The sequence below is a fragment of the Streptomyces sp. NBC_01450 genome, assembly GCF_036227505.1.
Lineage (GTDB): Bacteria > Actinomycetota > Actinomycetes > Streptomycetales > Streptomycetaceae > Streptomyces.
Genome location: NZ_CP109480.1, coordinates 5,079,729 through 5,103,103, shown reverse-complemented (window position 1 = coordinate 5,103,103; position 23,375 = coordinate 5,079,729). Strand labels below are relative to the sequence as shown.

The 23,375-nt window shown below is 69.6% G+C and carries 25 protein-coding genes; 18 read left to right on the top strand and 7 right to left on the bottom strand.

All coding sequences use genetic code 11. From position 1 onward, the window contains the following. The first annotated feature begins 76 nt into the window (after window positions 1–76). The 7 genes from mqnP to OG568_RS22790 all read left to right on the top strand — a co-directional run bounded on the left by mqnP (window position 77) and on the right by OG568_RS22790 (window position 5,186). Window positions 77–979 (top strand): menaquinone biosynthesis prenyltransferase MqnP, encoded by a 903-nt coding sequence (gene mqnP, locus OG568_RS22820; RefSeq protein ID WP_329532905.1) that lies wholly within the window; start codon window positions 77–79, stop codon window positions 977–979. A 31-nt stretch (window positions 980–1,010) separates the two neighbouring features. Further along, entirely contained in the window at window positions 1,011–1,685 is a 675-nt protein-coding gene (locus OG568_RS22815; RefSeq protein ID WP_329365550.1) for a UbiX family flavin prenyltransferase, read from the top strand. Between the two features lie 78 nt (window positions 1,686–1,763). Beyond that, on the top strand, window positions 1,764–2,219 hold the full coding sequence (locus tag OG568_RS22810) for an Lrp/AsnC family transcriptional regulator (RefSeq protein ID WP_266627400.1): 456 nt from the start codon (window positions 1,764–1,766) through the stop codon (window positions 2,217–2,219). A 41-nt stretch (window positions 2,220–2,260) separates the two neighbouring features. Beyond that, on the top strand, window positions 2,261–3,424 hold the full coding sequence (mqnE, locus tag OG568_RS22805; protein WP_266437531.1) for an aminofutalosine synthase MqnE: 1,164 nt from the start codon (window positions 2,261–2,263) through the stop codon (window positions 3,422–3,424). 83 nt (window positions 3,425–3,507) lie between these two features. After that, window positions 3,508–4,047, top strand: coding sequence for a GNAT family N-acetyltransferase (locus tag OG568_RS22800; RefSeq protein WP_443077878.1), 540 nt, complete (start codon window positions 3,508–3,510; stop codon window positions 4,045–4,047). A 94-nt stretch (window positions 4,048–4,141) separates the two neighbouring features. Next, complete coding sequence (locus tag OG568_RS22795; protein WP_266437528.1) at window positions 4,142–4,447, top strand: DUF4229 domain-containing protein; 306 nt, start codon at window positions 4,142–4,144, stop codon at window positions 4,445–4,447. Between the two features lie 55 nt (window positions 4,448–4,502). After that, entirely contained in the window at window positions 4,503–5,186 is a 684-nt protein-coding gene (locus OG568_RS22790; RefSeq protein WP_329532904.1) for a TetR/AcrR family transcriptional regulator, read from the top strand. A gap of 22 nt (window positions 5,187–5,208) precedes the next feature. On the opposite strand, the gene OG568_RS22785 is transcribed toward OG568_RS22790, so the two are convergent. The 3 genes from OG568_RS22785 to OG568_RS22775 form a co-directional block, all read right to left on the bottom strand. Next, window positions 5,209–6,048, bottom strand: coding sequence for a MaoC family dehydratase (locus OG568_RS22785; RefSeq protein ID WP_329532903.1), 840 nt, complete (start codon window positions 6,046–6,048; stop codon window positions 5,209–5,211). 61 nt (window positions 6,049–6,109) lie between these two features. After that, window positions 6,110–6,367, bottom strand: coding sequence for a DUF397 domain-containing protein (locus OG568_RS22780; RefSeq protein WP_329532902.1), 258 nt, complete (start codon window positions 6,365–6,367; stop codon window positions 6,110–6,112). After that, window positions 6,364–7,227 carry a helix-turn-helix domain-containing protein gene (locus tag OG568_RS22775; RefSeq protein ID WP_266437516.1) on the bottom strand — a complete coding sequence of 288 codons (864 nt, stop codon included), beginning with the start codon at window positions 7,225–7,227 and terminating at the stop codon, window positions 6,364–6,366. The genes OG568_RS22780 and OG568_RS22775 overlap by 4 nt, the downstream gene beginning before the upstream one ends. 133 nt (window positions 7,228–7,360) lie before the next feature. On the opposite strand from OG568_RS22775, the gene OG568_RS22770 reads away from it, so the two are divergent. Both OG568_RS22770 and OG568_RS22765 read left to right on the top strand, forming a co-directional pair. Then, window positions 7,361–7,783 carry an ATP-binding protein gene (locus tag OG568_RS22770; protein WP_329532901.1) on the top strand — a complete coding sequence of 141 codons (423 nt, stop codon included), beginning with the start codon at window positions 7,361–7,363 and terminating at the stop codon, window positions 7,781–7,783. Between the two features lie 204 nt (window positions 7,784–7,987). Next, a complete protein-coding gene (locus OG568_RS22765; RefSeq protein ID WP_329532900.1) occupies window positions 7,988–9,892 on the top strand; it encodes an AMP-dependent synthetase/ligase in 1,905 nt (634 codons plus the stop codon). A 105-nt stretch (window positions 9,893–9,997) separates the two neighbouring features. Here OG568_RS22765 and OG568_RS22760 read toward each other — a convergent pair whose 3' ends face one another. After that, window positions 9,998–10,201 carry a cold-shock protein gene (locus OG568_RS22760; protein ID WP_010986243.1) on the bottom strand — a complete coding sequence of 68 codons (204 nt, stop codon included), beginning with the start codon at window positions 10,199–10,201 and terminating at the stop codon, window positions 9,998–10,000. A gap of 343 nt (window positions 10,202–10,544) precedes the next feature. On the opposite strand from OG568_RS22760, the gene OG568_RS22755 reads away from it, so the two are divergent. The 5 genes from OG568_RS22755 (at window position 10,545) to OG568_RS22735 (ending at window position 15,843) form a co-directional block, all read left to right on the top strand. After that, window positions 10,545–11,393 carry a menaquinone biosynthetic enzyme MqnA/MqnD family protein gene (locus OG568_RS22755; RefSeq protein WP_266437506.1) on the top strand — a complete coding sequence of 283 codons (849 nt, stop codon included), beginning with the start codon at window positions 10,545–10,547 and terminating at the stop codon, window positions 11,391–11,393. Between the two features lie 109 nt (window positions 11,394–11,502). Beyond that, complete coding sequence (locus OG568_RS22750; RefSeq protein WP_329532899.1) at window positions 11,503–13,248, top strand: serine/threonine-protein kinase; 1,746 nt, start codon at window positions 11,503–11,505, stop codon at window positions 13,246–13,248. A gap of 2 nt (window positions 13,249–13,250) precedes the next feature. Beyond that, on the top strand, window positions 13,251–14,102 hold the full coding sequence (locus OG568_RS22745) for an A24 family peptidase (protein ID WP_329532898.1): 852 nt from the start codon (window positions 13,251–13,253) through the stop codon (window positions 14,100–14,102). Between the two features lie 72 nt (window positions 14,103–14,174). Further along, window positions 14,175–15,389, top strand: coding sequence for a cyclic dehypoxanthinyl futalosine synthase (mqnC, locus tag OG568_RS22740; RefSeq protein ID WP_067367507.1), 1,215 nt, complete (start codon window positions 14,175–14,177; stop codon window positions 15,387–15,389). A 7-nt stretch (window positions 15,390–15,396) separates the two neighbouring features. After that, window positions 15,397–15,843, top strand: coding sequence for an imidazolonepropionase-like domain-containing protein (locus OG568_RS22735; protein WP_329532897.1), 447 nt, complete (start codon window positions 15,397–15,399; stop codon window positions 15,841–15,843). Window positions 15,844–15,870: 27 nt separating this feature from the next. Here OG568_RS22735 and OG568_RS22730 read toward each other — a convergent pair whose 3' ends face one another. Then, window positions 15,871–16,923, bottom strand: coding sequence for a chitinase (locus OG568_RS22730; protein WP_329532896.1), 1,053 nt, complete (start codon window positions 16,921–16,923; stop codon window positions 15,871–15,873). Window positions 16,924–17,230: 307 nt separating this feature from the next. Here OG568_RS22730 and OG568_RS22725 point away from each other — a divergent pair, with 307 nt between their 5' ends. The 4 genes from OG568_RS22725 (at window position 17,231) to OG568_RS22710 (ending at window position 22,391) form a co-directional block, all read left to right on the top strand. After that, window positions 17,231–17,635 carry a hypothetical protein gene (locus tag OG568_RS22725; RefSeq protein ID WP_329532895.1) on the top strand — a complete coding sequence of 135 codons (405 nt, stop codon included), beginning with the start codon at window positions 17,231–17,233 and terminating at the stop codon, window positions 17,633–17,635. A 20-nt stretch (window positions 17,636–17,655) separates the two neighbouring features. After that, window positions 17,656–20,049, top strand: a complete 2,394-nt coding sequence (locus tag OG568_RS22720; RefSeq protein ID WP_329532894.1) for a bifunctional polysaccharide deacetylase/glycosyltransferase family 2 protein — start codon at window positions 17,656–17,658, stop codon at window positions 20,047–20,049. 1 nt (window position 20,050) lies between these two features. Then, on the top strand, window positions 20,051–21,460 hold the full coding sequence (locus OG568_RS22715; RefSeq protein ID WP_329532893.1) for an acyltransferase family protein: 1,410 nt from the start codon (window positions 20,051–20,053) through the stop codon (window positions 21,458–21,460). A gap of 235 nt (window positions 21,461–21,695) precedes the next feature. Further along, entirely contained in the window at window positions 21,696–22,391 is a 696-nt protein-coding gene (locus tag OG568_RS22710) for a demethylmenaquinone methyltransferase (RefSeq protein ID WP_266437487.1), read from the top strand. Between the two features lie 49 nt (window positions 22,392–22,440). On the opposite strand, the gene OG568_RS22705 is transcribed toward OG568_RS22710, so the two are convergent. Beyond that, window positions 22,441–22,773 (bottom strand): PASTA domain-containing protein, encoded by a 333-nt coding sequence (locus tag OG568_RS22705; RefSeq protein WP_266584723.1) that lies wholly within the window; start codon window positions 22,771–22,773, stop codon window positions 22,441–22,443. A gap of 59 nt (window positions 22,774–22,832) precedes the next feature. Then, the gene (locus OG568_RS22700; protein WP_329532892.1) at window positions 22,833–23,339 is read right to left on the bottom strand and encodes a GNAT family N-acetyltransferase; all 507 of its coding nucleotides are present in this window, start codon (window positions 23,337–23,339) and stop codon (window positions 22,833–22,835) included. Window positions 23,340–23,375 lie beyond the last annotated feature (36 nt).

The following is a 23,375-nucleotide window of genomic DNA, read 5'->3' as shown; positions in this document are numbered from 1 at the left end:
GGTCCATCAACAGCGGACGGATCGACAGCGAACGGGTCGGCAGCGGACGGGTCGGCAGCGGACAGGCGGGCGCCCGGTGACCAGCGCATCCGCCGCGCTCCCGCAACCGGGGCGCACCAAGGCCTTCCTTCGGCTCGTCATGATCGAGCACTCCGTCTTCGCGCTGCCCTTCGCCTACATCGCCGCGCTGACCGCGATGTTCGAGTGGGACAAGAACGTCCACTGGGGCCGGCTGCTGCTCGTCACGATCGCGATGGTCGGGCTGCGCACGTTCGCGATGGCGGCGAACCGGATCATCGACCGCGAGATCGACGCCCGCAACCCGCGCACGGCCCACCGCGAGCTGGTCACCGGCGCGATGAGCGTGAAGCACGCGTGGACGGGCGCGCTGGTCGCGCTCGTCTTCTTCCTGGGCGCCGCGGCTCTCCTGAACCCCGTGTGCCTGGCCCTGGCGCCCATCGCCGTGATCCCGATGGTGGTGTACCCGTACGGCAAACGGTTCACGAACTTCCCGCAGGCCATCCTGGGTCTGGCCCAGGCGATGGGCCCGATCGGCGGCTGGCTGGCGATCTCCGGCGAGTGGTCGTGGGACGCCGTCATCCTGGGGCTCGCGGTCGGGGTCTGGATCGGCGGCTTCGACCTGATCTACGCCTGCCAGGACGTGGAGACGGACCGTGAGATCGGGGTCATGTCGGTGCCGGCGCGCTTCGGCATCCCGGCGGCGATCTGGGGTGCGCGCGGCTGCCACGCCGTCACCACCGCGCTGTTCGCCTGGTACGCCGCGGCCACCGACGCGGGTGCGTTCTTCTGGCTCGGCCTGCTGATCGTCGCGGGCGCGTTCCTCTACGAGCACTCCATCGTGAAGCCCCACGACCTGTCCCGTCTGAACCGCGCGTTCTTCCAAGTCAACGGATTCATCGGCATCGCCCTGTTCGTGTGTGCCCTGCTCGATCTGCTGGTCCGCGGGCTCACGGTCTGAATCCCGACAGCCGCCGGATACCCTCGACATCATGAAGCCAGGACAGACGCAGCGCCGGCCTTGGATCGTGGGGGTGTCGGGCGCCTCCGGTACGCCGTACGCCGCCTCCGTGCTGCGGGCGCTCCTGGCGGCGGGGGAGAGCGTCGACCTGGTGGTCTCGCGCGCCTCCCGGCTCACGCTGCTCGACGAGACCGGCCTGTCCTTCCGGGACGCCCACTGGCAGGACGACCTGCGGGAATGGCTGGCGCGTGGCGCGGACGGCAAGCCCGGCACCTTTGACGTACGCATCGACGACGTACGGCACTGGAGCGCCGGTGACCTGGCGGCGGGCCCCTCCTCGGGCTCGTACCCCGCGAAGGGCATGCTGATCGTGCCCGCCTCGACGGCCTGCGTGGCCGGGGTCGCCCTGGGGCTGTCGAAGGACCTGCTGCAGCGGGCCGCGAGCGTGACCCTCAAGGAGGGGCGCAGGCTCGTCGTCGCCGTTCGTGAGACTCCCCTGAACGGTCAGACGCTGCGCCACCTGGTCTCTCTGGACGACGCGGGCGCCACCGTGCTGCCCGCCTCGCCGGCGTTCTACGCGGGGGCCACCCACATCCAGGACCTGGTGGACTTCGTCGCGGGGCGGGTGCTGGACGCGGCGGGCGTCGAACACGGGCTGTACCGCCGGTGGGAGGGCGAACTCGGCGGCGGTTCCCGAGCGACCTGAGCACCCACGACCCGAGCACCACTGAGCAACATCGCACCACTCAGGACTCACACACTTCAGCGGAAGGCTAGCGATCGCATGGACGCGGTGGACAGGCAGCTCATCCAGGCCCTGAGAGAGAACGGTCGGGCCTCCTACGCGGAACTGGGGCGCCTCGTCGGTCTGTCGGGACCCAGCGTCACCGACCGCATCAACCGGCTGGAGGCGGCCGGGGTCATCACCGGCTACCGCGCCACCGTCGACTCCGCCTCGCTCGGTCTCGGCGTCATCGCCCTGATCGGCATCTCGCTCTCCGACGCGGCCGACCACGAGGACGTGGCCCACCGGCTGAGGGACCTCAGCGAGATCGAGGACTGCTGGTTCATCGCGGGCGACGACTCGTTCATGCTCAAGGTGCGGGCGAGTGACGTGGACGGCCTGGAGAAGACCATCCGGCGACTGTCCGGGACGAAGGGCGTCTCCCGCACCCGTACGACGATCGTGCTCTCCACGAAGTGGGAGAACCGGGTCGGAGAGCTTCCCGAAGAGGGTTAGGCGTACGGTTTACGAAGTCTGTCTTAGGAAGAGGTAGTGCCATGGACGTCGGGCTCAAGCGCGAGCTGGAGCAGAAGGTTCGAGCCGGTGAGCGGCTGACCCGCGAGGACGGCATCGCGCTGTACGAGTCGGACGACCTGGCCTGGCTGGGCGGGCTCGCCCACGAGGTGCGGACGCGGAAGAACGGCGATGTCGTCCACTTCAACGTCAACCGCCACCTCAACATGACGAACGTGTGCACCGCGTCGTGCGCGTACTGCTCCTTCCAGCGCAAGCCGGGCGAGAAGGACGCGTACACGATGCGCATCGAGGAGGCCGTCCGCCTCGCCAAGGCGATGGAGAACGAGAACCTCACCGAGCTGCACATCGTCAACGGCCTGCACCCGAACCTCCCGTGGCGCTACTACCCCCGGTCGCTGAGCGAGCTGAAGAAGGCCCTCCCGAACGTCTCCCTGAAGGCCTTCACGGCGACGGAGATCCACCACTTCGAGACCATCTCCGGGCTGTCGGCGTCGGAGATCCTCGACGAGCTGATCGAGGCGGGCCTCGAATCCCTGACCGGTGGCGGCGCCGAGATCTTCGACTGGGAGGTCCGGCAGCACATCGTCGACCACCGCACCCACTGGGAGGACTGGTCGCGCATCCACCGGCTCGCGCACGAGAAGGGCCTCAAGACCCCGTGCACGATGCTGTACGGGCACATCGAGGAGCCTCGTCACCGGGTCGACCACGTCCTCAGGCTCCGTGAGCTCCAGGACGAGACCGGCGGTTTCCAGGTCTTCATCCCGCTGCGCTACCAGCACGACTTCGTGGACATGAAGGACGGCAAGGTACGTAACCGCCTTCAGGCGCGCACGCAGATGGCGACCGGCGCCGAGGCCCTGAAGACCTTCGCGGTCTCCCGGCTCCTCTTCGACAACGTCCCGCACGTCAAGGTCTTCTGGGTCATGCACGGCGTCCAGACCGCGCAGCTCGCGCTCCAGCACGGCGCCGACGACATGGACGGCTCGGTCGTCGAGTACAAGATCACGCACGACGCCGACAACTACGGCACCCCGAACAAGCTCACCCGCGACGATCTCCTCGACCTGATCCGCGACGCCGGTTTCCAGCCGGTCGAGCGGAACACGCGCTACGAGATCATCCGCGAGTACGACGGCCCGGACCCGGCGCGCCGCGAGTCGCCGCAGCCGATGCGCGTCTGACGCTCCGCGGACCGGCCGTACGTCTTCGGCCACCCAGCCTCCGGCCGGTCCGCTCCGACCTCGGTGTTCTACGCTCGGTGGCTGTGCCACTGACCTTCACCCTGTTCACCCGGGACACGAAGCCGCCCCAGACCCTGTCCGGTCAACTGCTCACGCTCTGGACGGATGTCACCAACGCGGGCGGTGCGGTCGGTTTCGTGCCGCCGGTGACCGCCGACGACATACGCCCCCGCGCCGAGGCCCACCTCACCGCGATAGCCGAGGGTCGCACCCGGCTCCTCGCCGGTTTCACCCCCGACGGCCGGCTCGCCGCCACCGCGTTCCTCGCCCTCAACGACCACGCCCTCATGCGCCACTGGGCCTGGCTGTACACCGTCATGGTCGACCCGGCTCTCCAGGGGCGCGGGTACGGTGCCGACCTGCTTCGCGAGGCCGAGGACCGGGCCCGCGCGCTCGGCCTGGAAGGGCTCCGCCTCACCTGCCGGGGCGGGGAGGGACTGGAGCGCTTCTACGCCTCCTGCGGCTACAAGGAGATCGGCCGGGCGCCCGACGCGCTGCGTGTCGCACCCGGCGACGACCGTGACGAGATCACGATGTTGCTGCCGCTCCCGCGTTGCGACTGAGGCCCCCCTGTACGACAGGCACCCCGGTCGTGCTTCACTGGACGGTGCCCTTTGGGAACGTTCGAAACGGTTCGGAACGGAAGAGTGGATTGACATGGGCCGCTACACACTGATGCGCCTCGGCGTCTTCGCCGGCTGCCTCGTGGTCGTCTGGGGCCTCGTCCAGCTCGGTATCGCCCCGCGCGGCCTGGGTGACTCCAACAACATGTGGGTCGTCCTGCTCGCCCTGGTGATCTCCGCGCCCATCAGTTTCGTCGTGCTGCGCAAGGAGCGCGACCGGGCCTCCGCGCAGGTCGTCGCGCGCGTGGATCGCATGAAGACCAACCTGGACCAGAACCGCAGCCAGGAGGACGGCGTGGACGACGCCGCCCGCGGCGGCGTGCAGGGCCAGACCTCGTAACGCTCCTTGGCTTCTTGGTGCCTGACCGGTGGCGGCCGATCGTACGCTTACCTGTATGGGTGCTGTGAAGAACAAGCGGATGCCGCGCGCGGTACGCGAACAGCAGATGCTGGACGCCGCCGTGCGGACCTTCGGGCAGCGGGGGTACCGGTCCGCTTCGATGGACGAGATCGCCGATCTGGCGGGCGTGTCCAAGCCGTTGGTGTACCTGTACCTGAACTCCAAGGAAGACCTCTTCACCGCCTGCATCCGCCGTGAGGCGGCCGCGCTGACCGCGGCGGTACACGCGGGCGTCCGGCCCGGGCTGCCCGCCGACCGCCAACTCTGGGAAGGCCTGCGGGCGTTCTTCACGCACACGGCCGAGAACCCGGACGGCTGGGCGGTCCTGCACCGTCAGGCGCGTACGCACGGCGAGCCGTTCGCGGCCGAGGTCGCGGTGATGCGCGAGGAACTCGTCGCCTTCGTCACCGAGCTGATCGTGGTCGCCGCGCGCGATGGGGGTACCCCCTGCTCGAACGAAGCTGAGAGCTTGGGGGAGCACCGTGACCCGTCCCTGCCCGAGGGGGAGGTCGCCGGACTCGCCGAGGCCCTCGTCGGCGCCGCCGAGTCCCTGGCCGCCTGGGCCAACGCCGCACCGGGCGTCTCGGCGAAGCAGGCGGCGGCGACGCTGATGAACTTCGCCTGGGCGGGCCTGGGCGACCTGATGGAGAACCGCCCCTGGACGCCTCCGCTGGACTGACCGTTCCGTCGGGCTGACCCCTTCACCGCATGGGCTGTAGGTCGCCCGTCAGATGCAGGCGCCCGGTGTCCGTGCCGCGGAGCTCGAAGGCGGGGCCGTCGGCCGCGTAGGTGACCGTGCCTGGGAGGAGTACGGGGGCCTTGAAGTCGGCGTGCAGACGTACCGCGTCCTGGGCGCCCTGTTCCGCGAGGCAGCGGGCCACCGTCCACATGCCGTGGGCGATGGCGCGGGGGAAGCCGAAGAGGCGGGCGGTGAGGGCGTGCAGGTGGATGGGGTTGCGGTCCCCGGAAGCGGCGCCGTACCGCCGCCCGACATCACCGCCGAGCCGCCACTCGGCACGGACGGGAAGCGGCTCGCCGCCGTCGGAGTCCCGAGGGGACGTGGACGTCGGCTCCCCGTTCGTCCGGTGCCGCGCGAGATAGACACTCCGCGACTCCCACACCAGCTCGCCGTCGACCCTCGCCTCGGTCACGACGCAGGCCTGCGTCCCCCGCCGATGGGGTTCCAACCCCGCGACGCGCACGCCGAGTTCGTACGCTTCCCCGGCGCCCAGTGCCCGCCGCTGGGTGATCTCGATCGAGGTGTGGACGAGCCCGAGCAGCGGCAGCGGGAACGAGCGGCTCGCCATGATCCGCATGGCCAGCGGAAACCCGAGGACGTGCGGATACGTCACCGGCAGCGCGTCCGCCCCCGTGGCGAACCCGCAGATCCGCTCGTACCTCGCGAGCCGGTCGAGATCGATACGGACGTCCGGGAGAACGAGCCGGGTCGGCGGGACGTGGGCGTCCGGACGGGGTCGCTTGAAAGGCGAGAACAGGGCGCCTCGGGCGAGGAGAGGGGTCATCAGATAGCGCTCGGCCATGGTCCAGCTCCCGGCTCGGATGTATTTACTCCGGAGTCAGGTTACCCAGGGTAAGTCCCCGTCAATACTTGCCGGGGGGCCAGGGCTCGGCGGTGAGGAAGGCGGACCAGGTGGTGGGGGAGAGGGCGAGGCGGGGGCCGGTGGGGTTCTTGGAGTCGCGGATGTGGATGGTGTGGGGGGTGACAGCGACTTCGAGGCACTGACCTCCCTCGCCGTCGCTGTAGCTCGACTTGTGCCAGGTGTAGGCGACTTCGAGGCATTGGCCGCCTTCGCCGCTGCTGTAGCTCGACTTGAACCAGTTCAGCTGCTCTATGGTCATCGCTCTTCCAGCATCTTCTCGATCAGGTCCAGGGACTCGTACGGGTTGAGTGCCTGCGCCCGGATGATCCCATAGCGGGCGGCGAGGACGCGGACCTCTTCGCGGTCGGTGATCAGCCTCGGGTAACCCTGGGACTCCATGTACGCCACCTGCTCCTTCCTTTTCGGGGTCAGAAGGGTGAACGAACTGTCCAAGCAAGGGTGTTCACGGCGCCCCGTCGGCATCACCTGAAGCTGCACGTTTCGCAGGCGCCCGATGCGCAGCAACTGTTGCAACTGTTCAGCGTGCACTTCGGGCCCGCCGATGGGCCGCTCCAGTACCGCCTGCTCCAGCACGAAGCTGCACTCCGGCGGAGGCCATCGCTCGAAGAGCTGCTGTCGCGAGAGGCGGTCCGCCACGCGTCGCTCGATGGTCGCCTCGTCGAGGGGAGGGTGCCGTTGGGTGAACACCGCCCGCGCGTACGACTCCGTCTGCAACAGCCCGAGCACGCCCATCGTGCTGTAGTCGTACAACGAAACGGCCTCCGCCTCCAACCCGGCGTAACTGCGATACCACTCCGGATGACGCGTCCGCGCCTTCTTCATCGCCTCCCTGACCTCGGGGATCGCCTGCTTCAACAGGCCCCCCGCGTCCAGGAGTTCGTCCGCCTTCTCCAGTAGCTCGGGGCGTGTCACCCGGACCCCCCGCTCCATGGCGGAGATCGCGTCGGGGCCGTATCCCACCGCCTGCCCGAACTCCTTCTGCGTCAGTCCCGCCCGCTCACGCAGCAGCTTCAGCATCTTGCCGAGCGCGGTGAACAAGCCCGTCGTTCCCTCGGCCTCCGCCGGTGTCTCCGGCCTCCGGTCGGTCTCTTCCGTCACGTACGCCACCGCCTTCACACGCTCACCGCCACGGCCGACAACCCGCACACCCCGCGCACCGCACCCGTACGGCTACGCAGCGTCGCCGGGTCGCTCCTGGTCAGCGTAGGACGAGCCGACCACGCTCGGTGACGTGAACTTCCGAATCTCCACCCACATCGACGAGCTGAGCCAGCGCCTCAGCTCCACCCCGCGCGGCGCCCGGCTGGCCCGTCACCTCACCGCGCACCAACTCGCCGCGTGGGGACACCCGCACGACAGCGACGTGAGCGACACCGCGCAGCACGTCGTGGCCGAACTCGCCGCCAACGCGGTCACCCACGGTCGCGTACCCGGACGCGACTTCGAACTGCGCCTGCTGCGCCTCCCGGAGGGCATCCTGCGCATCGAGGTGAGCGACACGCGGGGTGACCGGCAACTGCGGTTCGGGGCGGGGGAGGTGGACGGTGAGGGAGGGCGGGGCCTGGTCATCGTGGCCCTGCTCGCCCCTGTCTGGGGCATTACGGACCGCCTCGTCGGCAAAACGGTGTGGGCGGAACTCCCGCTGGAGATTTAAGGTTTACCCGGGGTAACGCCCAGCCAACTCGCACCCCGCCCGCCCCAAACACCCACAAACTCCACACCTCGACCCCGTACGATCCCGGTCACCCCCTGCCTTGTTGAAACTCGCATGAACCCCCCACGTCCCAGGCACGTATGAGGCTTTGCACTCCCAACCCGCCTCATACCGACCGGGTCCCGGCAGCCAAGGAGCCGCCCCATGTCCAGTCAGTCCAGCCTCTACGACTCCGCACCCTCCCTCGTGGAGCCCGAGATCAGGCGGCTGGACGGAGTGGTGCGCGAGGTGTCCGTGCCACCGTTCGTCGGTCAGGTGACCCACGGCTCGCTCGCGGACATCCCGTTCGACAACGCGACCGTGGCCCCGAACGAGGCGGTCCTCAGCAGGAAGAACGCCGACGGCGACTGGGAGGACGTGACCGCCGCCGAGTTCGCCGCGCAGGTGCTGGCGGTGGCGAAGGGCCTGATCGCCGAGGGCCTGGCGCCGGGCGACCGCATCGCGATCATGGCGCGGACGACGTACGAGTGGACGCTCCTGGACTTCGCGGCCTGGGCGGCGGGTCTGGTCACCGTCCCCGTCTACCCCACCTCCTCCCTCTTTCAGGTCCGCTGGATCCTCCAGGACTCGGGAGCCGTCGCCCTCGCCACGGAGACGGTGGCGCAGGCGTCCGCGCTCGGCCCGGAACGCGACCGGATCCCCGACCTGCGGCACATGTGGGTCTTCGAGAAGGGGCACCTGGACCGGCTGGCCGAGCTGGGCCAGGACGTCCCGGACCAGGAGGTCGCCGTACGCCGCGGGGTGCTCGGCCCCGACACGCTCTGCACCCTCATCTACACCTCGGGCACCACCGGCCGGCCCAAGGGCTGTGTACTCACCCACGGCAACTTCTTCGCCGAGATCGACAACGCGATCGACCTGCTCTTCCCGATCTTCAAGGCGAAGACCTCGGACGCCGCGTCGCTGCTCCTCTTCCTCCCCCTCTCCCATGTCTTCGGGCGCATGGTCGCCGTCGCCTGTCTGCGCGCGCGGGTGCGCCTGGGCCACGCGCCGAGCCTGAGCACCGACGACCTGCTCGCGGATCTGGCGAGCTTCAGACCCACCTTCCTGCTGGCCATCCCGTATGTCCTGGAGAAGGTGTTCAACACCGGCCGGGCCACGGCAGAGAAGATGGGCCGCGGATCCTCCTTCGACCGCGCCGTGCGCATCGCGCGCAACTACGGCGAGGCGGTCGAGGCCAAGCAGCACGGCACCGGGCCGGGCCCCTCGCGCTCCCTGCGCGCCGCCCGCGCCCTCTACGACCCCCTGGTGTACCGGCGTATCCGCAACGCGCTGGGCGGCAAGGTCCGTTACGCGATCTGCGGCGGTTCCCCGCTGGGCCGCCGTCTCGCCGCGTTCTACGCGGGCGCCGGCATCGAGATCTACGAGGGCTACGGCCTGACGGAGTCCACCGCCGCCGCGACCGTCACGCCCCCGCTCAAACCCCGGCTGGGCACGGTGGGCTGGCCGCTGCCCGGCACCCGGGTCCGCATCGCCGGGGACGGCGAGATCCTGCTGAGCGGCGAACAGATCTTCCGCGGCTACTGGGACCCGAACGCGGGCGGCGTCGTCGACGCGGCGCCGGACGGCTGGTTCCCGACCGGTGACATCGGTGAACTCGACGGCGAGGGCTACCTCACCATCACGGGCCGCAAGAAGGAGATCCTGATCACCGCGGGCGGCAAGAGCGTGGCCCCCGCACCCCTGGAGGACTGGCTGCGGTCGCATCCGCTGATCGCCCAGTGCATCGTCCTCGGCGACCGCCGCCCCTTCGTCACCGCCCTCATCACCCTCGACCAGGACGGCATCACCCACTGGCGCCAGATGATCGGCAAGCACCCCGTCCCGCCGGAACTCCTCATGGACGACCCGGAGCTGAACGGCATCCTCCAGCGCGCGATCGACGAGGCGAACAAGCTCGTCTCCCGCCCCGAGTCCATCCGTCGCTTCGCCGTCCTCCCGGGGGGCTTCACGGAAATGGCGGGCCACGTGACCCCCACCATGAAGCTCAAGCGTGCGGCGATCGAACGTGACTTCAGCAAGGAGATCGAGGAGCTTTACGTGCGCTAGGGCCGCTCCGGACAAAGGCAGGAGCCCCACGACCGGCTGGCGCGGGGCTCCTTGGGTACTGCTATCCGTTCCGGATCAAAGCATTGGGCTCTTGGAGCCGAAGGCTTAGAGCGGGGTGACGTTCTCCGCCTGCGGGCCCTTCGGACCCTGCGTGACGTCGAAGGAAACCGACTGGTTCTCTTCGAGAGAGCGGAATCCGCTCGCGTTGATCGCGGAGTAGTGGACGAAGACGTCCGGGCCGCCGCCTTCCTGGGCGATGAAACCAAAGCCCTTTTCGGCGTTGAACCACTTCACGGTTCCGGTAGCCATAAGCCCTCCTTGGGCCCAAAGGGTTGCCCTGCTCCAGAACCTGCGATTGTGTAAACAACTGCATACGTCTGAAAACGACGAGAGCCCGCGGTCACATGCTCCGCAGGCTCTGTACTGCAAGGGAAACCAAACTGCAACTTGCGGCGAGCCTAGCACGCAGGCAGCCGAAAGCAATAGGGGGCAAGATCACGTCACCCGGATGTTTGACCCGCATGGCGGATGGGTTGACGTCGTGGTGTCGACTTGCTGTCGCAAGGCTTGACGCAAGAGGACTGAAGGGTTTCGGAAACCGCACGGGGACCCTGGGGAGTGCACGCTACCGCATGGGGTCTAGCCTCGCGATGTGGACAATTACCGCACCCGGCCGCGCGTCGGCCACATCCAGTTCCTGAACTGCCTGCCCCTCTACTGGGGGCTCGCGAGAACGGGCACGCTCCTCGACTTCGAGCTCACCAAGGACACCCCGGAGAAGCTCAGCGAGCAGCTGGTGCGGGGCGACCTCGACATCGGGCCCATCACGCTCGTCGAGTTCCTCAAGCACGCCGACGAGCTGGTCGCCTTCCCGGACATCGCGGTCGGCTGCGACGGTCCGGTGATGTCCTGTGTGATCGTCTCGCAGGTCCCGCTGGACCAGCTGGACGGCGCCCGGGTCGCCCTCGGCTCCACCTCGCGTACCTCTGTCCGGCTCGCTCAGCTGCTGCTGGCCGAGAGCGTGGGCGTCCAGCCGTCCTATTACACGTGCCCGCCCGACCTCAGCCTGATGATGCAGGAGGCCGACGCCGCCGTGCTCATCGGCGACGCGGCCCTGCGGGCCAACCTCCTCGACGCCCCGAAGTTCGGCCTGGAGGTGCACGATCTCGGCTCGCTGTGGAAGGAGTGGACGGGCCTGCCGTTCGTCTTCGCCGTGTGGGCGGCCCGCCGCGACTACCTGGAGCGCGAGCCCGTCGTCACCCGCAAGGTGCACGAGGCCTTCCTCTCCTCCCGGGACCTCTCGCTGGACGAGGTCTCCAAGGTCGCCGAGCAGGCGGCCCGCTGGGAGGCCTTCGACGAGCGGGTCCTGGAGCAGTACTTCACCACGCTCGACTTCCGCTTCGGTGACCCGCAGCTCGCGGCCGTACGGGAGTTCGCCCGGCGGGTCGGCTCGACCACCGGCTTCCCGACGGACGTGAAGGTCGAACTGCTCACTCCCTGAGATCGCGAAGGCGTTCTGAACCCGCGGGGAGCGTTCGCAACCCCGCGGAGGCGTACGGAACTACCCTGCTGGGCAGTGCGTCCGTGCGTACGGGGGAGGTGGGAGCGCCATGCAGCCGCTCGGAGTGGACGAACCCACGGTCGTGGGGCCCTACCGGCTGCTCGGCCGGCTGGGCTCCGGCGGCATGGGGCGGGTGTACCTGGGCCGCAGCGCGGGCGGGCGGACGGTCGCGGTCAAGATCGTGCACCCGCACTTCGCGCTCGACGAGGAGTTCCGCGCCCGCTTCCGCCGCGAGGTCGAGGCCGCGCGGCGGGTCGGCGGCGCGTGGACGGCCCCGGTCCTCGACGCGGACCCGGAGGCGTCCGTGCCCTGGGTCGCGACGGGTTACGCGGCCGGTCCCTCGCTCGCGGCGGCCGTCGCGGACGCGGGCGGCCCGCTTCCGGCGCATTCGGTACGGGTACTGGGCGCCGGCCTCGCCGAGGCGCTCACGGCGGTCCACGCGCTGGGCCTCGTCCACCGGGACGTCAAGCCCTCCAACGTCCTGCTCACCCTCGACGGCCCTCTCCTCATCGACTTCGGCATCGCCCGGGCCACCGACGGCACCGCCTCGCTCACCTCGACGGGCGTCTCCGTCGGCTCCCCCGGCTACATGTCCCCCGAGCAGATCCTCGGCAAGGGAGTCACGGGCGCGGCGGACGTGTTCTCCCTGGGCGCGGTGCTGGTGTACGCGGCGACGGGCGAGTCCCCGTTCCCCGGCGACTCCTCGGCCGCCCTCCTCTACAAAGTGGTGCACGAGGAACCCCGGCTCGGCTCCCTGGAGGGCGAGCTGCGGGAACTCGTGGCCGCCTGCCTCGCCAAGGACCCGGCCGGCCGACCGACCCCGCAGGAGGTGGCGGCCCGGCTGGCCCCCGAGGGCGCGGCCCGGCTGGTGACCGCCGGCTGGCTGCCGGGGCCGCTGGTGGAGCAGGTCAGCCGTAGCGCGGTGCAGCTGCTCAACCTGGAGGCGGCGGAGGTGACGCCGTCCGGGCCGGTGGGCTTCAGCAGTCCTTCGGTGGGCACGGACTCCGGGGCCGGGGCCGCGACGCCGCCGCCCGACGGGGTGTTCGGTCCGCCGCCGGCCATGCCGCCGTACGCCATGCCGACGTACGTGCCGGGGCAGCGCGACGTCCAGGACGCGGTCGCGGCGCCGACGGTCCACCCGAGCACGTCCGATGCCCGCCCCGGCCAGCGGGACGACGACCGGCGAGATCACCCGGGCAAGCTCTCCGTCAGCATGGCCGCGACCTCCGCGCCCGGCGCGAACGGCCGTGGCCGCAGGGTGAGTTGCACGCTCGCGCTGGCCGTCGCGGGAGCGCTGGCCGCGGTGACCGTCGGCTCGGTGTTCATGTTCCACCTGCTCCCGGGCGGCGCTGACGACGACACCGCCGCCGGCGGCTCCGACGCCGCGGCCAGCCGTCCGGCGGCCACACCGAGCGCCCCCGGCCCGGCCGGCGCGACGCTCGCCTCCGTGCCCGCGCACTACCTCGGCACCTGGTCGGGCGACGCCTACGCGCTGAGCGGGAAGCTGCCCGCGGGCACGTTCCGGGTCACCCTCCACCAGGCCGCCGTGGGCCAGGAGCTGGGCACGTTCCGGTCGACCGACCTGATCGGCGGCATCTGTGACGACGTACTCGTCCTGAAGAAGGTCACGGACGAACAGCTCACCGCGACGAGCACCGCCAAGACGTCCAACCCCAGCACCTGCACGACGGGCAGCCACGAGGTGCGGCTGATCCCCGCCGGGGGCGACCTCAAGTACGAGACGGACAACGCGGACGCGGGCGATCCGGTGGCGCGCATGTCGAAGGCCGGGTAGCCGTGGACCTCGAACTCTGGTCCGTGCGGCCGCTGTGGCTGACCGTCGTCGCCGCCCTCTGGGGTGCGGCGGCGGGGCTGCTGGTGCCGCGGGCCGCGTACCGGTTCGCGGTGGAGCCGGACGAGGCGTGGCGGACCCGGTGCCCCGACGGACACGCCCTCACGGGCGCCGCGGGCGGCTGGCTCGGCCTCGCCCGCTGCGCCGACTGCGCCCAGCACCTTCGCAACCTTCGTGCGCCGTGGTCGGTGCCGGGCGATACGGGGCCCGGTGACGCGGGGCGCCCGCCGGGCGATGCCCCGACGGCGTACCGCTACGGCCCCACCACCCCACTCGTCGCCCCCACCACCGCACTTGCCTGTGCCGGTCTCGCCGTCGCCACCGGCGCCCGCCCCGAACTGGCCGTCTGGCTGCTGCTCGCCCCGCTCGGCGTGCTGCTCGCGGTCGTGGACTTCCGGGTGCAGCGCCTGCCGGACGTCCTGACCCTGCCGCTCGCGGGCCTCGCCCTGGCGCTGCTGGGCGTGATGGCCCTCGTACCGGAGCATGCGGGGCAGTGGCCGACGGCGCTGCTCGGGTCGCTCGTGCTGGGCGGCGCGTACTTCCTCCTCTTCCTCGTCAACCCGAACGGCATGGGCTTCGGGGATGTGAAGCTCGCGCTGGGAATCGGGGCCGTGCTCGGCTGGTACGGATGGGGGACCGTGGTGCTCGGGACCTTCGCCGGGTTCCTGTTCGGCGGCCTGTACGGGCTGGGGCTGGTGCTGTTGCGACGCGCGGGGCGCAAGACGTCCATCCCCTTCGGACCGTTCCTGATCGCGGGGGCGTACGTCGGGCTGCTGATCGGGGCGTACGCGGCCTGACGTCGGGTCGCGGACGGGGCTGGCGTAGGCTGGCCGCGTCCGTCCAGAACCCTTACGAAAGGGACGCTCCCGGTGACCGAGAAGGCCGACCTCACGTCTTTTGATGTCACAGCCGTCCTTGACCGTGCTGCCGCGGGTGGGCGGATCACCCCCGAAGAGGCGCTCGTCCTCTACCGCGACGCGCCGCTGCACGCCCTGGGCGCCGCCGCCGACGCGGTGCGCCGCCGCCGGTACGCGGGGACCGAGCACATCGCCACGTACATCATCGAGCGCAACATCAACTACACGAACGTGTGCGTCACGGCGTGCAAGTTCTGCGCCTTCTACGCGGCCCCCAAGGACACCGCCAAGGGCTGGACGCGCGACCTCGACGACATCCTGCGTCGCTGCGCGGAGACCGTCGAACTCGGCGGTACGCAGATCATGTTCCAGGGCGGACACCACCCGGACTACGGCGTCGAGTACTACGAGAAGCACTTCGCCGCCATCAAGGCCGCCTACCCGCAGCTGGTCATCCACTCCCTCGGCGCGTCCGAGGTCGAGCACATGGCCCGCATCTCCAAGGTGAGTGTGGAGGAGGCCATCCAGCGGATCCACACCGCAGGCCTCGACTCCTTCGCGGGCGCCGGAGCCGAACTCCTCCCGGCCCGCCCCCGCAAGGCGATCGCCCCCCTCAAGGAGTCCGGCGAGCGCTGGCTGGAGATCATGGAGACCGCGCACGGGCTGGGCGTCGAGTCGACGTCCACCATGCTCATGGGCACCGGCGAGACCAACGCCGAGCGCATCGAGCACCTGCGGATGATCCGTGACGTACAGGACCGCACGGGTGGCTTCCGCGCCTTCATCCCGTACACCTACCAGCCCGAGAACAACCACCTGAAGGGCCGCACCCAGGCCACGCTCTTCGAGTACCTGCGGATGATCGCGATCGCCCGGCTGTTCATGGACAACATCGCCCACATCCAGGGCTCCTGGCTCACCACCGGCAAGGAGGTCGGCCAGCTCTCCCTGCACTACGGCGCGGACGACCTCGGCTCGATCATGCTGGAGGAGAACGTCGTCTCCTCGGCGGGCGCCAAGCACCGCTCCAACCGCATGGAGATCATCGACCTGATCCGCAAGGCCGGCCGCGTGCCCGCCCAGCGGACCACGACGTACGAGCACATCGTCGTCCACGACGACCCGGCGAACGACCCCGTCGACGAGCGCGTCATGTCCCACATCTCGTCCACCGCGATCGAGGGCGGCACGGCGCATCCCGAGCTGAAGCTGCTCGCCTCCAACTAGCGCCGCCGTGCTGACGATCCACACCGCCGACGAGCTGCGCGTCAGCCCGGACGCGGACCCGGTGAAGGGCGGCGCGGTCGCCGTGGAGGGCGACCGGGTCGCGGGCGTCGGGCCACTGGACGTGCTGCTGAAGCGTTTTCCGGGGGCGCGGGTCCGCAGTTGGCCCGGGGTCCTCGGGCCGGCGCTCGTCCACGAGGGCCCACTGCCCGAGGCGCCGTCCCCACGGGAACGCGTGCACGCCGTGCTGAAGTCGGGTGCGGTGGCGGTTCTGGCGGAGTACGCCGACACGCCGGAACTCCGGGCGGCGGCCTCCCGTAACGAGGTCGCCGTACTCCCGCGTACGCGAGAGACCGCGATCGTCGACACGGGACGTGCCGACCTCGCGGTCTTCGATGCGGACGGAGCATGCATCGCGACGGTATGCGCGGGCCGCTTGGTACACAGACGCCGCTGAACCCCCATCGACCCGCATCCGACGAACTCAGCCGGCGAACGCCTTCGCAAACGCCCCCGAACTCTGCGAAACCCCACTGCAATTGGTGGCCGCATCGTCCGAAGAAGCGTCATCACTCGAACACTGCTGATCCCGGAACGTCGACCACATCGACACCCAAGCGATCTTCTTCGACTCGGCGAACGCCCGAACCTGCGCCGCGTCCGAGAGGCTGAACGTCTCGTTGGACACGTCGTTGTCCCCGATCATCGAGGTCAACGCGAGCCCCTGCCAGGCGCCGGCGCTGGACAGCCCGAAGACCTTCTCCAACTGATCATGGGTCGCCTCGGCGGACTTCTCGGCATAGTCGCCCATGTCCGCCGTGTACGAACTCCCGTAGTTCATCGTCATGATGTTGACGGTGGAGACCTGCACGGAGTTGTCGTTGGCGGACTCCAGCAGCGCCAGACCGTCCGAATCCAGCCCGGACGGCATGACGGGCAACGTGAAGGACACCGTCAGGTCGCTGCGCTCCTTCTGGAGCAGCGCGATCGCCTTGGACCGCAGCGCGACCGACGCGGAGTCGGTCAGCGTGTCCCCCTCGATGTCGAAGTCGGCCTGGGTGGACCCGGCGGCGTCGAGCGCCGCCCCGTACGCCGCCGCGAGCGCGCTCGCGCTGTCGCAGACCTCCGCCAGCTCCTTGCCGGACGCCCCGCCGAACGAGACGCGCACGCTCGCGCCGGACTCCTTCAGCGCCGAGATCCGGGACTTCACGGCGGCCTTGTCGATGGCGTCCGTCCCGTTCCACTTGGCCGTGCAGTGGGTGCCGTCGGAGATCACGAAGGCCAGGTTGTACGTGGTCGGAGACCCTGTCGAGTCCGTCGCGGAGGCCTCCGTGGCGCTCACGTAGGGGGCGTACGAGGTGCTGGAGGAGGTGTCGGAGGCGGACGCGCTCTCGGAGGGTGCCGCACTCGCCCGTGGGGCCTGGGAGATCTGCGCGGGCGCCGAGTCCGAGGCGTCCGTACCGCCGGAAGAGCACCCCGCCGCTCCCAGAGCAAACAGGCAGGTGAGCCCGGCAGCCGGCCTCATAAAACCCCTCATTGCGTATGCACCCGCTCTCGTGATTTCTGTCTCAGGACCGAAACAAAGTGCGATTCAGGAGTTCCAAGGTGGCACATCCGGGTGGGATTCCCGAATACAGGAAGCTCATAGGTGACCCATGAGTAGCGGTACATGAATCGGATAGATCGGGCCGCAAAGTGGTGCACAAGGTAAAAATATATCGCCCGTGGGCTGCGCGGATGTTCAAGGATTCTCTCAGGGAATGGATAGCTTGGGCCAAGTTTCATGGGCGCCTCACATGAGAACCAGAGAATTGGCCACATAGAGGAGCCCTAATATCCGGGGAATGCAATCCGAGTCAGCCATCGAAAACCACAGTCAAGGGCGCGGCCGCCGCCGCAAACGCGGCAACGCGTCCGAAGACGGTCCCGTGTTCGTTGACAACTCCGGGCGCAGAGCACGTCTGCTGCGCAGGTTCGGCATGCTCGTCGGCGCCGTCTGCTTCGGTTACGCGGTCGTCCTCGGGATGGCCTTCATGGGCTGGGGCACCTCGCTGACCCCGTCCTCGCTGATCCCGTTCGGCGGCGGCCAGGCGGGCTCCGCACCCGGGCGTGACCTTCAGCCGCAGGGCGGCGAGGTGCCCGCCGACAGGCGGACCGGCACCCCGCCGTCGCGCCTGCCCCAGAGCGCGGCCCCCTCCTCGGCCGTCTCCTCGACCCCCTCCGCGTCCGCTTCCACCGGCGCCAACTGACCGGAAACGGACCCACCTCCATGACTTCGACGACGCCTCCGCGCGGACGCCGGCGCGCCCCCACCAAGATGGAACGGGCGGCCGGCAAGGCCGCGGCGCTGCAGAAACCGCGTGTGATCCTCGCCCTGCTGCTCCTGCTGGGGCTCACCAGCGTGATGCTGCTCGACGGCTATCTGCGTTCCGAGATCGGCAACGACGCGCGGGTGCGCGACGGCGCGGCCTACGACAAGGTGCCGCAGAAGATCCTCGACGGCGGTCCGCTCCTGACGTTCACGGGCGGCACGGCCAAGACCCAGTCCGTCCCGAGGAAGACCATCGTGCTCACCTTCGACGACGGTCCGACCCCGACCTGGACTCCCCAGATCCTCAAGGTGCTCGACGACAACGGCGTCGAGGGCACCTTCTTCATGGTCGGCTCGATGGTCTCCCGCTACCCGAGTGTCGTGAAGGACCTCGTGGACCAGGGCAACGAGGTCGGCATCCACACCTTCACCCACGTCGACCTCTCCTACCAGGGCACGGGCCGGCTCCAGCGCGAGCTGAAGCAGACCCAGCTCGCGCTCGCGGGTGCGGCGGGGATCACGACGACGCTGTTCCGGGCCCCGTACTCCTCGGAGATCAACGCCGTCGACAACTACAGCTGGCCCGTCTACAAGGAGATCGGCAACCTCGGCTACACCAGCGTCTTCGTCGACACCGACAGCGACGACTGGAAGAAGCCGGGCGTCTCGAAGATCGTCCAGTGGGCCACGCCGAAGAACAACAAGGGTGCCGTCGTCCTCATGCACGACGCGGGCGGCGACCGCTCGGAGACGGTCAAGGCGCTCGACACGTACATCAAGAAGATGAAGGCGAAGGGGTATTCCTTCACCACCGTCAGCGGTGCGATGGCGAAGCTGAACGGAGTGCCGAACGGTGCCGGCCGCACGGGCACCACCGGTTCCGGACAGGCCGTCGAGGCCGGGGTCGGACAGACCGGTGCCGGTGCGGGTGCCGGTGCGGGTGCGGGTACGGCCGCCGGTGGCGGCACCGGCGCGCAGGGCGAGCAGCCGGGCGGCACGCAGTCCGCGCCCGGTTCGGGCTCCGCCAGGAAGGTGAACATCGAGCAGTCCGGTCAGCAGCAGGCCACCGGCGCCACCCTCTACGAGGGCAAGGCCCTCATCTACGCGGTCGCGGTCGCCGAATGGGTCCTGCCGCTGCTCTCCTGGCTGCTGCTGGTCGTCGGCATCTCCGTCATGGGCCGCTTCGGGATGATGCTGATCCTCGCCCGCCGCCACTACAGACAGCGCAACAAGAAGCGCGGCAGCGGTGGCAAGTTCAGCTGGGGGCCGACGGTCACCAGGCCGGTGACGGTGATCGTGCCCGCGTACAACGAGAAGGAGTGCATCGCCAACACGCTCCACTCGCTGGCCCAGAGCACCCATCCGATCGAGATCATCGTCGTCGACGACGGCTCCACGGACGGCACCAAGGAGATCGCCGAGTCGCTGGGCCTGCCCAACGTCCGGGTCATCCGCCAGGAGAACGCGGGCAAACCGGCCGCCCTCAACAACGGCGTCCGCAACGCCAGTTACGACATCGTCGTGATGATGGACGGCGACACCGTCTTCGAGCCGGACGCCGTGCACCAGCTCGTCCAGCCCTTCGCGGACCCGGGCATCGGCGCGGTCGCGGGCAACGCCAAGGTCGGCAACCGCAACACCATCATCGGCGCCTGGCAGCACATCGAGTACGTGATGGGCTTCAACCTCGACCGCCGCATGTACGACCTGCTGCGCTGCATGCCCACCATCCCGGGCGCGATCGGCGCGTTCCGCCGCGACGCGGTCCTCGAGGTCGGCGGCATGAGCGAGGACACGCTCGCCGAGGACACCGACATCACCATCGCGATGCACCGAGCGGGCTGGCGGGTCGTCTACCAGGAGCACGCCAAGGCCTGGACGGAGGCACCGAGTTCGCTCAAGCAGCTGTGGTCGCAGCGCTACCGCTGGTCGTACGGCACCATGCAGGCGCTGTGGAAGCACCGCAAGTCCCTGACGGACAAGGGCCCGTCGGGTCGCTTCGGTCGCATAGGCATGCCGCTCGTCGTGATCTTCCAGATCATCACCCCGGTCCTCGCGCCGCTCATCGACGTGTTCACCGTCTACTCGATGATCTTCGTGGACTTCTGGGCCTCACTACTGGCCTGGCTGGCGGTGCTGGTGGTCCAACTCGTCTGCGCCGCCTATGCGTTCCGCCTCGACCGCGAGAAGTACCGCTACCTCGCGATGCTGCCACTGCAGCAGCTCGCCTACCGCCAGATGATGTATCTCGTCCTGATCCACTCCTCCGTGACGGCCCTGACCGGCGGTCGGCTCCGCTGGCAGAAGCTCAAGCGCACGGGTGAGGTCGGGACCCCGGCAGGAGTGAGCTGACATGAGCTGGGGCTCGGAACAACAGCGGTACCAGGGATATGAGGGGTACCAAGGCCACCAAGGCCACCAGGGGCAGCAGGGGCAGCAGGGGCAGCAGGAGTACCAAGGCCAGCAGGGCCAGCAGGGCCAGCCGGGATATGACTATGGGTACGGGCAGCAGCCCGATCCCTACGGTCAGGGTCCGCGGCCTCAGATTCCCCAGCAGTACGGCTACGGCCAGGGGTACGCCGACCAGGGCCAGGTGTACGTCACCGAGACGGCACCCCTGCCGGTGATCGAGCCGGAGCCCGCGGTGGACGTCGCTGTCCGGACCGAGCCCAGCCCTGACGCCGGGGAGCCCGAGAGCCCGGCCGCCGACCCCGCCCCGAAGGCCAAGGGCACCGGACGCGACCGGTACTTCGACGCGCTGCGTGCCGTCGCGCTGGTCCGTGTCGTGGCCTACCACACCTTCGGCTGGGCGTGGGCCGGCCTGGTCTTCCCGTCGATGGGCGTGATGTTCGCGCTCGCCGGCTCGCTGATGGCCAAGTCCCTGGAGCGCCCCGCGCTCAAGGTGGTCAAGAGCCGGATGCGACGGCTGCTGCCGCCCTTCTGGTTCTGGGGCTTCTTCGTCGTGGTGGCGATGCTGATCCACGACTGGATGCCGGGCTGGCAGATCGTCTTCTGGATCGTGCCGGTCGGCGACCCGCCGGGCAACCAGTGGGGCGTCCAGGCCTGGGAGATCCTCTGGTACCTGCGGACGTACCTCTGGTTCGTCCTGATGTCCCCGCTGCTCCTGAAGGTCTTCCGCAAGGCCCCCCTCCCGGTCCTGCTCCTGTCCCTGGCCCCGATCCTGGTCTTCCAGTACGCCTGGCAGCCGCCGGACAACCGCTTCGGCAGCGGCCTGACGGACTTCGCGACCTTCCTGTTCTGCTGGCTGGTCGGCTTCGCGCACCGCGAGGGCGTGCTCCGGCGGCTGAAGCCGGCCCTGGTGATCCTGGCGTCGCTCGCCCTCCTGGCGTACGGCGGCTGGTACGCCTTCGCCCACCAGGCGGAGTTCGGCACCTACGACCTGGACGAAATCCCCGTCGCGCAGACCTTCTGGTCGGCCGGCTTCGTGACGCTGCTGATGTACTTCAAGGCGTACTACAACGTCGACTTCGCCTGGCTCGCCCGTTTCAAGCGGCTCGACCGGATTGTGGCGATATTCAACGGGCGGGCGGTGACGATCTACCTCTGGCACGAGATCGCCCTCGTGCTCGCGGTCCCGCTGATCGACCAGTTCTGGAAGGTGCCCGCCTTCGAGAAGTGGCTGCCGCTGGAGAGCCAGTGGTTCATGTTCGGCATCGGCTGGGTGCTGATCTGGATCGCCATCCCGCTGGTCGGCTGGGTCGAGGACGTGGCCGCCAAGAAGAAGCCGAAGCTGCTCCCCTGAAGGGGGCGTGCGAGACCGGCGTACGGGCCGGGCGCCGCAAAGGCGCCCGGTCTGAGAGGGTGTCGCTGGGCTCGGGCGGGGCCCGGCGCGGCTGGCACGCACGCTCGCCGCGTTGCCGGAAGGTCCTAGTAGCTCCGCTACGAGGACCCCCCGGCGCCTTGCGAGCGCACGCACCAGCCGCGCCGGGCTGATCCCGCCCGAGCCCAGCGACACCCTCTACTGCCACAATGGGGGAGTGACCCGCGCATCCCTGGACAAGCAGCCGCACGAAGTCGCCTCGATGTTCGACGACGTGGCGGAACGGTACGACCTGACGAACGACGTGTTGTCGCTCGGCCAGGACCGGGTGTGGCGCAGGGAGGTCGCCAAGGCGGTCGACGCGCGCCCCGCGCAGAAGATCCTGGACCTGGCGGCCGGTACGGCGACCTCGTCCCTCCCCTTCGCCCGCACCGGCGCGTACGTCGTGCCCTGCGACTTCTCCCTCGGCATGCTCCGGGTCGGCAAGAAGAACCACCCCTGGCTGCCGCTGACCGCGGGTGACGCGACGAAGCTGCCCTTCAAGGACGACACCTTCGACGCGGTGACGATCTCCTTCGGCCTGCGCAACGTCCAGGACACCGACACCGCGCTGAGCGAGCTCTACCGGGTGACCAAGCCCGGCGGCCGCGTCGTGATCTGCGAGTTCTCGCACCCCACCTGGGCGCCGTTCCGCACGGTCTACACCGAGTACCTGATGCGCGCGCTGCCCCCGGTCGCCCGTGCCGTGTCCTCCAGCCCCGACGCGTACGTCTACCTCGCCGAGTCCATCCGCGCCTGGCCGAACCAGCCCGAACTCGCGGAGAAGCTGCGCAAGGCCGGCTGGTCGAAGGTGGCCTGGCGGAACCTGACGGGCGGCGTGGTGGCCCTGCACCGGGGCTACAAGGCCGTCTGACGGCTCCTCCGGGCCCACCAGGCGCTCTCGGCTCCGGAGAGCGCCTGTCTCACCTGAGCACCTCGAACGGGTCCCCGGGCTCGTCGAGCTCACGGCGCATGCCCCCCGACGGCGGTCGTGGAAGCCGCGGCTCCCGCACGCCCGCGCCGCCCTCCGCGTCACCGAGGTCGAACCACACGGTGACCACGGCCCCACGCGGCACCTCGGAGCCGGGCGGCGGGTATTGGCGTACGACGTAGTCGACGACGGTGAGATGGAAGTCGGGCCGGTCGGGCGCGGCGAGCAGCACACCTCGCGCGTCGGCCGTCTCGCGCGCGTCCACGGCCATCAGGCCGATGAGCCGCGGCACGCGCACTTCGGGTGTCTTGGGTGTCAGGCGCACGGACGTCACCCCCAGCGGTACCGGAAGGGTAAGCCCGGGGCCGGCCCTTCCGGAAGCCGTCAGAGGGCGAGGCGGTAGCAGTGCGCGGGCTCGGCCGACGCGGGATGGGCGAAGACCTCGGCCGGCTCCATGCCGAGGCGCCGGGTCACGGCGATGGAGCGCTCGTTGCCGGGTCTGACCATGGCGACGACGTCCGAGACGCCCGCCGCGCGCACCCGCTCCAGAGTGGTGAGCGCGGCGGCGGTGACGTACCCCTTGCCCCAATGCGCCCTGCCGAGCCGCCACCCGATCTCGATCTCGCCCCTCGGCCCCCACGCGCGCGGCCACGGCTGCGCGCCGGTGAAGCCCAGCACCTCACCCTCCGGGCCGACCATGGTCCACAGACAGAAACCCAGTTCGGCGTCATGCCGGCGCTGCCGCGCGGTGAGCTCCTCGTACACCGACAACTCGGCCGCTTTCCCGCCGTGGAACTCCATGACCTCCGGGTCGGCGAAGATCCGGTGCCAGGCGAACGCGTCCTCGTCGGTGGGGACACGCAGCCGTACGTCGGGCAGAGCTTGGTTCACGGGGCAACCCTTCAACCAGGTGATCAGTACCGCTGC